This is a genomic window from Streptomyces sp. UNOB3_S3, from assembly GCF_020740895.1.
Taxonomy (GTDB): Bacteria; Actinomycetota; Actinomycetes; order Streptomycetales; family Streptomycetaceae; genus Streptomyces.
Window position 1 is genome coordinate 1 of the sequence record NZ_JAILXP010000002.1, and the last position, 13,756, is coordinate 13,756.

The 13,756-nt window shown below is 69.4% G+C and carries 15 protein-coding genes and 3 pseudogenes; 10 read left to right on the forward strand and 8 right to left on the reverse strand.

Annotated elements, in window-relative coordinates; genetic code table 11:
- The 4 genes from K6I33_RS00280 to K6I33_RS00295 all read left to right on the forward strand — a co-directional run.
- The coding region (locus tag K6I33_RS00280; protein WP_229346951.1) for a hypothetical protein at positions 1–741 on the forward strand (741 nt) is incomplete at its 5' end.
- A gap of 5 nt (positions 742–746) precedes the next feature.
- Positions 747–1,940: an ATP-grasp peptide maturase system methyltransferase gene (tgmC, locus tag K6I33_RS00285; protein WP_229347149.1), complete on the forward strand. Its 1,194-nt coding sequence runs from the start codon at positions 747–749 to the stop codon at positions 1,938–1,940.
- Positions 1,941–2,177: 237 nt separating this feature from the next.
- Positions 2,178–2,963, forward strand: a complete 786-nt coding sequence (locus tag K6I33_RS00290) for a hypothetical protein (RefSeq protein ID WP_229346953.1) — start codon at positions 2,178–2,180, stop codon at positions 2,961–2,963.
- 132 nt (positions 2,964–3,095) lie between these two features.
- A complete protein-coding gene (locus K6I33_RS00295) occupies positions 3,096–3,839 on the forward strand; it encodes a hypothetical protein (RefSeq protein WP_229346955.1) in 744 nt (247 codons plus the stop codon).
- A gap of 56 nt (positions 3,840–3,895) precedes the next feature.
- Here the strand turns inward: K6I33_RS00295 and K6I33_RS00300 are convergent, their stop codons facing one another.
- The 4 genes from K6I33_RS00300 to K6I33_RS00315 all read right to left on the reverse strand — a co-directional run bounded on the left by K6I33_RS00300 (position 3,896) and on the right by K6I33_RS00315 (position 6,842).
- Positions 3,896–4,468, reverse strand: coding sequence for a transcriptional regulator (locus K6I33_RS00300; protein WP_229346957.1), 573 nt, complete (start codon positions 4,466–4,468; stop codon positions 3,896–3,898).
- The gene (locus K6I33_RS00305; protein WP_229346959.1) at positions 4,468–6,027 is read right to left on the reverse strand and encodes a helix-turn-helix domain-containing protein; all 1,560 of its coding nucleotides are present in this window, start codon (positions 6,025–6,027) and stop codon (positions 4,468–4,470) included. Before K6I33_RS00305 ends, K6I33_RS00300 begins: the two co-directional genes overlap by 1 nt.
- Positions 6,024–6,311 carry a helix-turn-helix domain-containing protein gene (locus K6I33_RS00310; protein ID WP_229346961.1) on the reverse strand — a complete coding sequence of 96 codons (288 nt, stop codon included), beginning with the start codon at positions 6,309–6,311 and terminating at the stop codon, positions 6,024–6,026. The genes K6I33_RS00305 and K6I33_RS00310 overlap by 4 nt, the downstream gene beginning before the upstream one ends.
- Before the next feature lie 135 nt (positions 6,312–6,446).
- Positions 6,447–6,842 carry a hypothetical protein gene (locus tag K6I33_RS00315; RefSeq protein ID WP_229346963.1) on the reverse strand — a complete coding sequence of 132 codons (396 nt, stop codon included), beginning with the start codon at positions 6,840–6,842 and terminating at the stop codon, positions 6,447–6,449.
- Positions 6,843–7,043: 201 nt separating this feature from the next.
- Between K6I33_RS00315 and K6I33_RS00320 the strand changes: the two genes are divergently transcribed.
- The 4 genes from K6I33_RS00320 to K6I33_RS00335 all read left to right on the forward strand — a co-directional run bounded on the left by K6I33_RS00320 (position 7,044) and on the right by K6I33_RS00335 (position 9,347).
- The gene (locus K6I33_RS00320; protein ID WP_229346965.1) at positions 7,044–7,274 is read left to right on the forward strand and encodes a hypothetical protein; all 231 of its coding nucleotides are present in this window, start codon (positions 7,044–7,046) and stop codon (positions 7,272–7,274) included.
- Positions 7,271–7,516, forward strand: coding sequence for a hypothetical protein (locus tag K6I33_RS00325; RefSeq protein WP_229346967.1), 246 nt, complete (start codon positions 7,271–7,273; stop codon positions 7,514–7,516). Before K6I33_RS00320 ends, K6I33_RS00325 begins: the two co-directional genes overlap by 4 nt.
- A gap of 311 nt (positions 7,517–7,827) precedes the next feature.
- Positions 7,828–8,595 carry a hypothetical protein gene (locus tag K6I33_RS00330; protein ID WP_229346972.1) on the forward strand — a complete coding sequence of 256 codons (768 nt, stop codon included), beginning with the start codon at positions 7,828–7,830 and terminating at the stop codon, positions 8,593–8,595.
- A 497-nt stretch (positions 8,596–9,092) separates the two neighbouring features.
- On the forward strand, positions 9,093–9,347 hold the full coding sequence (locus K6I33_RS00335) for an SH3 domain-containing protein (RefSeq protein WP_229346980.1): 255 nt from the start codon (positions 9,093–9,095) through the stop codon (positions 9,345–9,347).
- 134 nt (positions 9,348–9,481) lie between these two features.
- Here the strand turns inward: K6I33_RS00335 and K6I33_RS00340 are convergent.
- From K6I33_RS00340 to K6I33_RS36190, 3 genes and pseudogenes are all read right to left on the reverse strand, one after another.
- Positions 9,482–10,338 (reverse strand): annotated as a pseudogene (locus K6I33_RS00340) (IS5 family transposase).
- 9 nt (positions 10,339–10,347) lie between these two features.
- The gene (locus K6I33_RS00345; RefSeq protein WP_229346982.1) at positions 10,348–10,758 is read right to left on the reverse strand and encodes a hypothetical protein; all 411 of its coding nucleotides are present in this window, start codon (positions 10,756–10,758) and stop codon (positions 10,348–10,350) included.
- A gap of 3 nt (positions 10,759–10,761) precedes the next feature.
- Positions 10,762–11,542 (reverse strand): annotated as a pseudogene (locus tag K6I33_RS36190) (DUF6192 family protein).
- Positions 11,543–12,431: 889 nt separating this feature from the next.
- On the opposite strand from K6I33_RS36190, the pseudogene K6I33_RS36195 reads away from it, so the two are divergent.
- Positions 12,432–12,698 (forward strand): annotated as a pseudogene (locus K6I33_RS36195) (NUDIX domain-containing protein); the annotation flags it as partial.
- A gap of 242 nt (positions 12,699–12,940) precedes the next feature.
- Positions 12,941–13,087, forward strand: coding sequence for a hypothetical protein (locus tag K6I33_RS36200; RefSeq protein WP_229347156.1), 147 nt, complete (start codon positions 12,941–12,943; stop codon positions 13,085–13,087).
- Positions 13,088–13,174: 87 nt separating this feature from the next.
- On the opposite strand, the gene K6I33_RS00365 is transcribed toward K6I33_RS36200, so the two are convergent.
- Positions 13,175–13,738, reverse strand: coding sequence for a helix-turn-helix domain-containing protein (locus K6I33_RS00365; RefSeq protein WP_229346984.1), 564 nt, complete (start codon positions 13,736–13,738; stop codon positions 13,175–13,177).
- Positions 13,739–13,756: the final 18 nt, after the last annotated feature.

The following is a 13,756-nucleotide window of genomic DNA, read 5'->3' on the forward strand; positions in this document are numbered from 1 at the left end:
ACCCCGTACACCCCCCGCTTCGCGCACCTGCCGCCCCAAGCCCGCGACTTCGCCGCCGCCGAAGCACGCCACGGCCTCGGCGGCGTCCTGGGGCACCTGCACGGCGTCCGCTACGTCAACCACCCGCTGGCGGTGACGGCCGCCGACTTCAAGCCCGCCCAGCTCCAGGCTGCCGCCCAGCTCGGCCTCGCGGTGCCCGAGACCCTGATCACCAACGACACCGAGGCCGCGGCCAAGTTCGCCGCCGAGCACGGCCCGGTCATCTACAAGACCTTCCGCGGCCTGCCCCAGGATGAGGACGGGAACGCCGGTGCAATCTGGACCCAGCGCATCGACCCCGCCACCTTCGACGACTCCCTGGCGGTGACCGCGCACCTGTTCCAGGCCGAGATCCCTAAGACCAGCGACGCACGGGTCACCGTGGTCGGCCGCCGGGTCTTCGCCCAGCAGATCACGGCCCCCGACGGCGCGCTGGATTGGCGCCGAGGCGACTGGAAGACCCTGGAGCACACCCCCATCGCCGTTCCCACGGTTATTCAGGTTGCGCTGCACGCGTATCTGGGGGCTTTCGGTCTGGTCTTCGGCTGCTTCGACTTCGCTCTCACCGGGGCCGGCGACCGTGCGGAGGACTGGGTGTTCATCGAGTGCAACCCCAACGGGCAGTGGGCGTGGCTGCCCGACGCCGACGCCATCGCGGCGGCGTTCGCCGACATCCTCACCCCCGAAGGAGGCCGGGCATGACGACGATGCCCACCGACATCGACGCGGACGCCGCGCGGCTGCGCGGCGCGATGGCCAAGGTCCTGACCGAGGACGGCGTGCTCGCCGATCCGGCCTGGCGGCAGGCGGTAGAGACCGTGCCGCGGCACCGCTTCGTGCCCGGCTTCTACCTGCCTGCCGACACCCGCGACGAGCAGGGGCTGACCGTGTGGGAGCCGGTCACCGCGGAGACCGACTACGGTCGCTGGCTGGCCGCCGCGTACTGCGACACCACGCTGATCACCCAGTTCGACGGCGACGAACCCGACTGGAAGAACCCGCAGGCGCGGCGCGGCGGAGCCCCGACCTCCTCCTCCACGCTGCCGTCGCTGGCGGTGCGGATGTGGGCCGACGCCGACGTCCACGAAGGGCACGCGGTCCTGGAGGTAGGCACAGGCACTGGCTACTCCACCGCACTGGCCTGCGAACGGCTCGGCTCCTCCGGCGTCACCAGCATCGAGGTGGACGGCCGTCGGCTGGAGACGGCAGCGAGCGCGCTGCACGGCTGCGGGTACACGCCCGCCCTGGCGGTCGCAGACGGGTTGTACGGGTACTGGCCGCAGGCGCCCTTCGACCGGATCGTGGCCGCCTGCTCCTTCCGCGCCATCCCGCCCGCCCTCATCGCCCAGATGCGGCCCGGCGGGAAGATCCTGCTCACCCTCTCCGGCTGGCTCTACGGCTACGTCCGCGTCCTGCTCACCGTGCACGACGACGGCACCGCCGAAGGACCGCTGCTGCCCGGCACGGTCTCCTTCATGGCCGCGCGTACCCACGCGGCCCCGGCGTTCGGCAACCCGGCCCACTGGGCCGCGGGCCTGCCGGAGACGGGCCGTACGGCCCGGCATGCCCCGGAGCGGATCACAGCCGCGAGCGAGGAGACGTTCCACGTGCGGTTCCTCGCCCAGTGCGCCGTGCCGGACGCCCAGATGACCACCGTGGGCGAAGTCGTTCACCTGGTCGACGTGACGACCGGCTCAGCTGCCGCCCTCACCCCGCGCGACGGCCGGTGGGAGGTGCGCGAGGGCGGCCCGGTGCGGCTGTGGGAACGGATCGAGGCGGTGCTGGACGCCTACGACGAGGCGGGCCGACCGGGGCCGGAGACCTTCACGCTCCACGTGGGCGGCGGCAGGCAGCAGCTGCAGCACCCACAGCTGCCCGGCCTGCCGTTGCCAAGGCCCTGACAGTCGGTCAGGGACCGCAGTCTCCTGGTGCCCGGACGGGGAGCGTGACGGCCTCCGCCCGGGCACCAGATTGTGGAGTACGGGGCGCGGGCCATAGATCACCGCCCCCGGCAGCCAGAAGCAAGAAGTGACACCGCTGATGATCGGGATACGCAAAATCACCAAAGAGCCCGTCCGGCGTACGCGGATCCGGTGTGCTGGGGAGCAGCACACCGGTACTTCTTCTGGGGAGCAGTGATGACCGACATCCGTATGAGCCCTGACGTACGGGCCGCGCTGGGGCCGGACGGGGTCGCCAAGGCCGGGGCCGTCACCCTCAACAACGCGATCTGCCTCGGCTGCGAGAAGAAGATCCACCCCAGCGAGCCGGCCAATGTCGTCGTACGGATCGCGGGGCTCGGGCGGGCCACGGGCCGTGTCGCGCACGTACGGTACGCGCACGCCCACTGCCACGCCTCGGCCGTCGTGGAGATCCCCGACGCCCGCTCCCCCATGCCGCCGGCCGCGGCGGACGACGGCATGGCGATGCGGATGACCGCCGCCGTCGAACACGGCCGCTCCGTGCTGCCCACCCTCATCGCCGAACCCGAAGCGCCGGTCTACCTCAACACCGGAACCGGAGCGGGCTCCGAGCTCCTGGACGTCCTCGCCTCCCGGGTCCTTGCCCGCGGATTCTCGCCGGTCGGCCGGATGCGGCAGGCGCCCGCTCACGCGGACCGGTGGCTGGCCACCTACAGCACCCCTGCCGGGCCGGACCGCATCGCGCAGCTGACCGTCATGGAGCCCGACGGGACGCTCTTCTACACCGGCACCATCGCTCCCCCGCCGCAATGGACCGCCGGGGTCGAGCAGTACGGCTGGAGCGTGATCTATGTGGGGAAGATCGGACTCGCCGGGATCCCCGGCAGCGACCAGAAGGCCAAGAACCGCCTCATGCGGGAAGCCGCGGCCGCAGGGCGGTTCGTCGGTGCACGTATCGCCGTCCACCACCTCGGATCGTCAGCCTCGCGCCCTGCCGGTTGAGCCGCCGCCTGGTAAGTCAGCTCGGAGACCCACACGGGTTTCCCCGCCGGAATTCCCCCGTGTGGGTGACACCCTCGGGAACGCAGGTGCGGGAGGCTGCTTCTGACCGGTCTCACGGCAGGAGCAGCCTGAATGATCACCGTCCACATGAGCCCTGACGTCCAGGAAGTGCTGGGCCCGTTCGGGATGGAGCAGGCCCGTCAGGCAGCGCAGGGCGCGGACTGCGCTGCCTGCACGAAGCGGATCACCGGCAGGGCGAACGTGGTGGTGACGGGAACGAACGGCCCGCAGGTCCGGGTGTGGTTCACCCATCCCGGCTGCATGCGCTCGGCGGTGACGGAGCTCAAGACCGGCGCGCCGAAGAACCCCGCGGACGAGATGCGGGTGAGCACCCTGCCACCCAGCGGTTCCGGGCACGGGCTGGCGGTCCTGGCCGCGGAACTGGTGAGCCCGCAGTTCTTCGCCGACACACCCCAAGCCGAACTCACCGATGTGTTCGCGCCCCACCTCCAGCGCCGTGGCTTCGAGCTCGCCTGCGACATCGCCAGCCCGCCACCGCTGGTCAAGGAGTGGGGCGCCGTGCTCACCGCAGCGCCGGGCCTGCCGGCCGCGTCCAGCCTCCTGGCGGTCGTGGACCCGGAGGGCACTGTCTTCTTCACCGGGCCCGTCTTCACCCCCACCCGCTGGCGCCGCACAGCGCTGGAGGCCGGGGAATGCGCGCTCTACTACGGGCCCGCCGGCCTCGACCCCGCCTCCCGCGACTTCCCCGCCCAGCACCGGCTCCTGGAGACCGCCGCCCGGGACGGACAGCTGCTGGCCGCACGGATCCCCTGCACGGACGACGCGACCGTCCTGGAAGCCGCTGCCAGGCCGTGACGTCCTGCGGGCGGCTTCCAGACGAGTACGGGGGCGTCCGTGATCATCCGCAGCCGCTATGCGGCGAAGCCGACGCTGGTGCAGTACTCGTACTGACCCCACTGCGAGCCCAGGTCGACGATCGTGTCGTCCCAGGCCGCGTCGAGGCCCTGATGGTCACCGGCCGCCCACGCGCCGACGATCCTGTCCCAGCGACGCACGTTCATCGTCCGGTACTCCACCACCCGCCGCAGCGGCCGCGGCACCTGCGACTGGTCGAGCGGATGGATCTCCACCCGCGTCCCGCGACCCTCACGGTTCAGGCGCTTGAGGAGGTGCCGGGCGACGTTCTGCCGGCGCACCGCCCGGTAGGCCGCGTCGATGCGTTCCAGGTTGGCCTTCGACGGCTGGCGTTTGCCCTCCAGCCACGCCTTCAGCGTCCTGTCAGTGACCGTCAGCCCGGCCTCCTTCGCGGCCGCACGCGCGTGATCCGTACGGGTGAGGTAGTGCAAGCGTGCTATCAGGCCGCGCCTGGCAGTGACGGGGGTGGCGATGCCGCCCGCGAGCTCGTCGAGCTTGCGCGCCACCGCGTCGCTGCCCCTGATCCCCTGAGCACCGAACTTCCCGAAATCGAGGTTCTTCTCCGGCATTACTCCCGCTCCTCCCCCATGGTGTCGTCAGCGTCGGTTCCAGCGGTGTACGTGTCCTTCACCTTTACCTCGGTAACACCACGACCCTCCGGGAAGACACGGCGCCAGTCACCGATGACATGGAGCTCGTCGGTACCCATCGCCCGGACGACCGTCAGGCCCTCGTCATGGGCCTTGAGCGCCTTCAGCCACAGGTTGGAGAAGGCTTGCGAACGGATGATGTGCATCCAGTCCGGACGGTACAGCTCCCGGTTGTAGTTCGACTCCCCCATCGTCGAGACGAACTTGCTGTACATCGCCTTCACATACTCCAGCGTCACCTCGTCACCCTCGGCGATCGCGGTGTCCCGGGCGTCCTTCAACGCGATGCGGAACTTCTCCAAGAGGTTCTCCGTGGCACCGGAGGTGTAGGACTCATGGACCTCCGGAGGCGCACACAACCCGTACCTCGGGCCGGACAGGCGCAGCAGGAGGCGCAAGGTCGGCTCGGTCACCCACAGCGGTCCCGGCTCGTCCCGGTTCCCGATCGGGTTCGGCAGCACATCGTCGTGCTCCCACTCCGGCGGGGTGATCAGGTGGACGCCGGCGCGACGGCGGTCGTGGGGAAGGCCGGTGGAGTGCTCGAGCTGGCCAAGCGGCAGGTGGGTCTTGAGGGCGCTCAGGTAGGCGCCGTTGATGTCCAGCGCCGTCACCTCATGACGGCCGGGCGGCAACTCGGCCCGGGTCCACTTCGGGCGGGCCTCCCAGATCTGGTCCGCACCGCGGGAGGTCTGCTTCTTCAGGATGTCGGGAATCCACGGGTGGGCGATCACGTCATAGCGGGCACCCTTACGGGTCTCGTCCAGCAAGCGCATCGCGTCCGGGATCGCCCGCTTCAGCAACGCAGCCGTAGCTGCCTCGACGTCACCGTGGTGTTCGGCGAGCGCGGCCTGCACCGCCTCGCTGATCAAGTCCTTGGGCCCGGACGGCTCCTGGAACGCACGCCGGGCCGGGCCCTTGGCATGATCGGAGGAACGCGGCGTCGTACGCGATGTGCGCGCCGCCGGCTTCCCGGCGGAAGCGGCCTTGGGCTGTACGGGCGGCACGGCAGCGTTGGTGTGGCAGTCAGCCGGATCCAGGTGCTGGGCGAACCCCGCCACCCGGTGCGCGGCCGGACGCCCGCACAGCACACACGGCTCGGGCGTGGCGAGGGCCTCCACTTCATCGCCCTCACCGCCTTGTTCGGGCATCGCCGGGGAAGCCGGAGGAGCGTCGGTTGTGGCAGGGGTCTGGGCGACGGCCGTTTCGGTAGCAGACGGCGTCACCGGGGCGGTGTCGGTGGTGAACTTGGCGGCCAGCCCGTCCAGGAGGTACGCGTACTTGGCCCGGACGTCGCCGGCCGGGTCCCGGCCGCTCTCCCACCCGGCGACGGTGCTCGGGCTCACCCCGAGCGCCCTCGCCACCTGGGCCTTGGACAACCGGGCCCGCTCCCGCAAGTCCTGGCGGACCTGGGGGGCGGGGAGTTCGGCTTCCGGGCCGACGGCGGCGAGCAGCGAGTCGATCGCGTCGAAGTCGCTCATCGGGCCACCCCCTTCTCGGCGGCGTTGGCGCCGCGGCGCCGGGCGGCGGGCAGCGTCTCGCACGCTCGGGTCGGGCCTGCCAGCAGATCCAGCGCGGCGATCTCGTAGTGCCCGGCCAGGACATCGACGTCACGCAGGGTCCACGAAGTGGCCCCGGTCTGCCGGCGCGAGACCTGCGTCTGCGTCAGCCCGAGCACTGCGGCGAGCACCCGCTGCGAGTCCCCCGTCGCCTGCATCAACGCGGCCACCGACAGCCGGAGTGATTCCTCCAGACTCAATCCCATGGCCTCATCATACCTGAGGTGATGCAAATTACGCATTTAAATTGGCTAGTGGGACTCATGGATGCGCCTATGACCAAACTTAGAGTCGAGGGTACGGGCCCCGTTAAGGCATGCATCCCGCTCGGGCCCGGCGGGTCAGCGGTCTGAGGTCCGCCCGCCCGCCGGCCGACGGGCCGCACGCCGCGCATCCCGCTCCGCCTCGCGCGCCTCCTCCACCGCCCGGTCGGCCAGACACCCCGGACACACCAGATCCAGCACCCGGCGCCGCAGAGCCCGGCGCAGCCAGGCCCCAGGCGGCAGCGGAGCGCCGCGGGCATGACGGCGCACCTCACGCGCACTCGTTCCGAGGACCGTCGTGAGCAGCTGGACGTTGTTGTCGTGCCGGGCCAGGAGAAACACCACCTGCGCCTGGTGCCCGACGGGGAACCTCACGGCCGTCTCGGCCAGCTGCTCAGGGGTGAGATCGGCGCGGTGGCACTCGCAGCGCGGCACCTTGTTCTTCCGGACACCGCCCGGTGCATTCGTGTTCATGGCCCCAGAGCCTGCCAAGGCTGGCCTGTGGATAGAGGCCACCACCCACCGGCGGCTCGGCCGCATCACCGCTTCGAATGGCGCGTGCTTCGCGACCCTTGGGTGCCTTGCCCGCAAACGCCCCCGGATGGCCTGCGTTCGGGCTATACCGGAACAGAGCCGACCGCGCTGCCCCCTGCAGTGGAAGAAGCCCACCGCCTCATGACCGACACTGAGAACACCACCTCTGCAACCCGTACCGTCCGTGTGATTACGATCGTCGCCTTCGGTATCGGCGTCACTTTCACCAGCTTATGGGCCTTCATTTCCGTCTCCCAGCTCATGGGCCTCATCGCCGACCAGGACATCGACGCCCCGCTGCTTGTGGCCATCGCAGCCGTTGCCGGGCCCACCCTGTTCTCTGGGCCTTCATCGGTCTCGGCTACGGAATGAGCGCGTTCAGCTGGACTGCCGGAATCGCCAGCACCGACATCCTCGTCAGCCTCACCTACGCGTCCTTCACCGCCTCTTCCAACGGCAACGGCTTCACCTACTGGCTGTTCCTCACTGTGATCGTCGCCTGCAATCTCGGGACCTTCTGCGTGATTCCCTATGCCCTCGTCCGTGGCACCGTCGAGTGCCCTTGCCCCGTCGCGTACCCGCAGCTGTCGGCCCCCAGAGAATGCGCGCAGTGACCGAAAGCCCTCGCCACTCAGACCCCGGCACAATCGACGAGCGCTGGGGCCTGTTGCGAAAGTGTCGGATGCAACCATTCGTCGCTTGCGGAGGTTGGCCGTTGCCGGATGTCCACCCGAACGGTGATGGCGATGTCCATGTACAACCGGTTCACACGAGGAAGAATGACCGCCGACATCGGTAGACGTGCCGTTGCATCGTATGGACGGGAGCTCAACGATCAGCTGGGCAATCAGGTGACGTATGTCGTGGAACCGGGCAGGCCTTCGGTGTCGGGCCAGGTTCGGAGGCGGTTTACCCAGGTGTGGTGGTGACGAATACTGGCACAGCGCCGCTGACTTCAGCGAAGGTCACGGTCACTCTTCCCGCAGGCAGGGGACTGGGCTGGGGACTGGGCTGGGGAGTCCCGGGTATTCCGGACTATCAGTTGAACGTGCTGGACGTCGGCGAGTTCCGCGGGACGCTGTCGCCCATCGGCAATGCGCTCACGTTCGAGAACGTCGTCCTGAACCTTGCTCCCGGGGAGTCGCGGGTGATGTGGGTTGCCGTCTCTGCGAGGGCGGGTGAACCTGAAGGCTACACGGCCTTGACCTTCGATGTTGGCGGGATGCGCTCCTTCTCCGCCCCGATCCACATCAAGACTCCGCAGCTTTCCTCGGAATTCTGGCTCCTGCCCTGGGAGTCCGAGGTGCTGTTGAGTCGAGGCGGGGCCGTTGGGGAGGTTGGGGTGATCGCCGTGAACGTGACCGGTGAGCTGGTCGGGAAGCAGACGGTCGAGGTCACCCTGCCAACGGACACACGGCTGGTCTGGGGGCGGCCGGACCGCTCGGACCATCTGCCGGCTGTGATTACTGACAACTGCACCACTACCTATCCAGGCAGCCTCTCCGACGACAAACAGACTCTGACTTTTGACAACGTCGAACTGGTGCTTCCCGACCTTGGATCGCAGTCCGCACTGTGGGTTGCCGTCAGAGCGGCACGTGATGCCCCGCCGGTGGTCACGTCTCTGATGTTCTACGCCTGCGGCAAGGCTTGGGCGTCCGGCCCTGTACAGGTCGCTCCCGAGGCCGTCTGAGACCTGTTGCGTCCGTGCTGGTCACAGCCCACTCGTTGAGGACTGCGACCAGCACCGTCGCCTCGTAGCGGACGGCGAGCTTGTCGTATCTCGTGGCCACGGCCCGGTGGCGCTTGAGTGCGTGTTGGAGAACCTCGGCTCGGGACGGACGCCAGCCTCAGTAGCCATTGGTACAGCCGTTGGCGAAGCCGGAGAGCGTCCGTCGGTACTTCAACCGTGCCTGGGGGCGATCGCCGGGGTGGGGAGCCTCCTCGTGCGTCGACGTCCGTCGCTGAGCGGGCCACTGCGCCTGGCTTGATCTGTGCGAACGGATTGCCGAGAAGGTGCCAAAAGCTCCGTTTATGCCAATCACTCTCCTGAGGCCGCCGCACACAGGCGGACCGTTATTACAGCCCGTCTTCTGTGAGCCCCTGCGGTGTGGCGGGCCCATGTTCCGGTGACGAAGGAAGGGCAAGAAAGAGATGGCCTCTACACCCAGCCGGCCCTATGGAACTGTCGTGAGTGAGGCGGGAGTCAACGTACGGCAGTACCCCAGCACTGAGTCCTCCGTCGTCGATCGCCTGCCTTACGGCTTCAGGGTCGGCTTGCGATGCAAGGTGCGTGCCCAGATCATCGACGGCAATGAGATTTGGTACCTGCTGCGCGACCGGCCCGGGTGGGTGACGGCCCGGTACGTGGAAAACACCGGCACCGTGAGTTTCTGCGCGGACACCGCAGCGGGTGATGGGGGCTCCGTGGACACGGAGGAGTAGCGGCGCGGGGGGCTGTGGGGACCGCCGCATTCCAGCCTCGGCCGACCAAGATCAAGTGGTCAGGGCCGGCGGGTGTACCGATGATCCCCAGGGCCGGCGGCCTCGTCCTCGGCGAGGACGCCCGGCCTCGGCCGTTATCCGGCGAGGTGTTTCTTGTCCCAGCTGCGCGTGCGGGGCCGGCCGCCGCAGGCGAGTCGCCGGGTCATGACTGTGATCAGCGACCAGGTGAGGTGGGCTTCGGAGTGCTCCGGTAGACGCTCGTGATCCCTGACGTTCCGCCGGGCCCTCATCAGCCAGCCCAGGCTTCGTTCGACCTTCCAGCGGCGGGGGACGACGAAGCCCTTGGCGCCCTTGGGCCGGGCGACGGTGCGAAGCCGCAGGTCGAGGAAGTCCTCCGCCCAGCCGACGAGCTGGCCGGCATAGGCGGAGTCCGCCCAGATCTGGATGAGCTGGGGGTGCGTCAGGCGAAGACGCCAGAGCAATTCCCGCGCACCGTCACGATCACTCATGTTCGCGGGCGTCACCAGGATCATCACCGGCAGGCCGTGGGTGTCCACCGCGATATGTCTCTTCCGCCCGTTGATTTTCTTCCCCGCGTCATAGCCGCGGGTCGTCCTGCTGACCGTCTCGGCGGCCTTCACCGACTGGGAGTCGACGATCAACGTGACGGGGTAGGGGCAGCGGCCGATGCCCGTGCGGATCCGGCGGCGGAGCTGGTCACGGATGTAGGCGACCACCCCGGCGCGGGCCCACCGGCGGAAACGTAGTAGACCGTGGACCATGGCGGAAAGTCAGAGGGCAAAGCACGCCACTTCGCCCCGTTATCGACCAGGTACCGGATCGCATCCACGACGTCGCGCCGGGGCCACTTCTCCGGCCGGCCGCCGGTCTTCGTCCGGCAAGCCTCTACCGGCAAAAGGGGCTCGATCAACGCCCATTCGGCGACGGTGGTGTCGGAGGGGTAACGCCGGCGGCGTGCGGGAACAGGCATGCCGGCCACCTACGCCTTGGCGAGCTGGTCCAGGGTCGCCCTCACCCCGGTGAGCTGGGCGACGGCCAGGTTGGCCCACTCGTCGTCGGGGTGGCGGGCCAGGTGCGGCGCGAGCGTCCCCGTGATCACCCGGGTCAGCCGGCCGAGGATGAGGCGGAACTGCTTCTTCTCGTACTCGATCCAGTCCGACGGCTCGTCCGAGAACATGTAGCCGTCCGCGCGGCGCCAGATGATCGGGGTCAGGCGCTCGGCAGCTCCGATGTCACGCAGGTATTCAATGCCACGCGCGACCTTCGACGGCGTCAGCCGCGTTGCGGCGACCAGCTGGCGGGTGTGCAGTCCAGCCGGGCGGGCCTCCATCAACGCCGCCCGGACCAGGTCACCGTAGTGCTCGGCGACCGGCCGGGCCGTGCCGACCACTTCTCACTCACCCCTGAGGAGCTGGACCAGCTGATCGTCGAGGGTGAAGTTCCCCCGGTCCATCGCCGCCTCAAGCCAGTCCGCCGCCGAACGGACCTTCGTGATGCCGCGGCGAACGTGATCGCGCTCGTCGTCGCTGAACTCCTGCCCGCGCAGCCGCGGAACCAGCCGGCCGAGCGTGGCGACGAACTGGTGACACGAGCCGAGCAGGTCCAGGTACTCGACCGTATGCTATCTTCCGGACGGCTGGGACGCGCTCGCGGATCCGTTCGCGGGCAGCTTCGGAGTTGTCGAACTGGGCCCGGTTGACGACCGTCCTGGCGGTGTCGTCCCGCATCGCCTCCCGGGCGACCGACGGTCGCCGCAGCAGATCCCGCGTCACCTCGCGCGCGACCCTCTCGTCCCTCGTCAGCTCAGCGACCATCCGCAGCTTCTGGTCCGGGGCGACCTGCTCGGCCACCGCCGGACGCCGCAGCAGATCGGTGGCCACGAGCGCGGCCACCTCCTCGTCCCTGGTCAGGTCGGTGACGGCCGCGACCTTCTCCTCCACCGTCACCGGACGGTCCACCCGCTGCCCCACGAGCCGTTTCGCCGCATCCGGCGTCCACTGGCGCCAGGCGGTGCGCTGGTTGAACGGCGCATCCTCCATCGCCGCCCACCGCTCGGCGTCCTCCGCGATCGTGGCCAGGATCCGGTGCACGGTGAAGGAGACGTCTTCCCGGCGCTTGCCGGTCGGCCAGCGGTTGGCGGTGTAGCGCCAGTTCCACCGTGGGCCGGGCGACACCTACCTCGTCGGCGAACCATTGAAGCGACTCCTCAACGGTGAACAGGTCATCGGTGCCGTTGGGCATCGACCCGCCCACCGGCCTCACCGGCTCGATTTCCAACGCGATGTCACCCAGGTCGAACTGGGCCCGGGTGACCTGCTTGACCAGCTCCTTCGCCTTCGCGACGAGCTCCTCGAAACGCTCCAGCGTGACGTTCCCGATCCGCTCCGACACGGGTGATCACCACCTTGCCCCGGCCACCGGGCCCACCACCGGCCGTGGTGGGTAAATCGGATTACCCGGCACCGGTTCCCGGCCAGAGAGAACCCGCGCGCCATCACGAGCCAGAGGTGCAACACCCGCGCTCGAAGCACCCCACCGGCGCCCGCCAACCGCATGCAAAACCGACGAGACGCACGAGACCAGGGCAGCGTTCGCCTACGGCGTTTCCGTAACGCCATCGCGCGACGCCTGCCGCGCACGGCAAGCCCGCACCCGGCACCGCGACGAGCAGAACACCGCCGACCGCGGCATCCCCGACGGCAGCGGATCAGAGCACTCCCGGCAGTACCGAAATGGGTGGGCGACCACGAGCGAGTGAATCGCACAAGCCCCCTCCCGGCCCCCGCCCGGCAATCACGGCCCCATTGACCACAGACCGAACTTATGCGCTACGAAACGCCCCCGAGACCCCGTGACCGCACCCATCCGGGGGTCGTTTTTCCGATCACTCGTCCGATCCACACGTCAACGAGGAGGCGTAGTGCGTCACCGCCGCATCTGCCATACGAGCGATACGAGGGTGCCCTTGCTGTTCGAAACCCAGCCGTCCCAGGCCTTTGCCGCACCCCTCGCGGAGAGGCCGGCGTGAGCCACCGGATCCGCTAGCGGAGCGTGGTCGACGTGATGGTCCTGCTGCACCGCCCCGACGGCCGCGTGCTGCTGCTCCGCCGTGCCGGGGACGTGTATGCCAGTGGTCTCCTCGCTCCGCCCGGCGGGCACCTCGAGGACGGCGAGACCGTCGTCGAGGGGGCGCTGCGGGATGTCGGCGAAGAAGTCGGTGTCGGTATCACCCCGGCCGATCTGGAGTTCTGTCACCTCATTCACCACCGCTCCCCGGAGGGCGAGGCACGGCTGGGCGCGGTCTTCACCGCCCAGCCGTGGTCCGGGGAGCCGTACAACCGCGAGCCGGACAAATACTCCGGGCTGGTGTGGGCCACTCCGGCCCGCCCGCCGGCGGACTGCGTGCCCTACACCGCCGCCGTCCTGGACCGGTTCTGTGCAGGCGCCGTGTTCTTTGCCGACGGTCCCCTTGTCGTGGACGAGCGTGGTGATCCCGGCCCGGGCGAACGCCTCGGCCTCCTGCCGGTACTCCTCCCTGGGCCGGGTGCTCCGTCCTTGCTGAGGACGGTGCCGTGCGGGACGAGCCCGCCACCGCCCCGGAAGGTGACCTCTTGGCGGGCCAGCCCGTCCCCTGCGGCGTACGCCACTGGCGCGACCGGCGGGAGGAGGGCGCCGGCCAGCGCCCCGGCCAGGACGGCGATGACGGCGCGTATCAGTGATGCGGACGTAGCCGAAGGCAGCACGGCGTGCGTCCCCTTTCGTTGTCGGTGGGGCCGTTTCGTTGTCGGTCGGGCGGGGCCGTGTAGTCAGTCGGTCTCGGGAATTCCGAGCAGCCGGATGAGCACGGCCCGTTTCTCGGGCGCGTCCCCTCCCTCCGGGGACGCGTACCGGTAGAGCAGAGCGATGTACTCCTCGAAGAACGCGCGGAGCTGATCGGGGTCGACCCGGAGCGTGGCGCGTGCGAAGAGCGCCGCGTCGGCCCAGGGCCCCAGCGTGTCGCGCGCCTCCTCGAACCGCTGGGCGGAGGCGATCAGTTCGGCGATGTTCAGCCGGTGTATCTCGGTCAGTGCCTCACGCATTTCCGGCGTCTGCCGGCCGTACGGCGGGAACCGCCGGTCCCCCGGCACTGTCCGCCACCACCGCTCCCTCCCCTTCGCCGGCTCCGGGACCTCCTCGACGAAGCCGTGCTTGGCCAGCTGCCGCAAGCGGTAGCTGATCAGCCCCGTCCTCTCGCCCAATTCGCGTGCGAGCGCGGCCGAGTTGGCGGGTCCCCGGCGCAGGCATTGTTCGATCTTCTGCCGCATCGGGTGCGCGAGGGCGCGCAGCGCCTCGGCATCGGCGATCTCCTGGGCAGGCGGCTGTCCGGGCATACCGGAAGGCCACGAGTT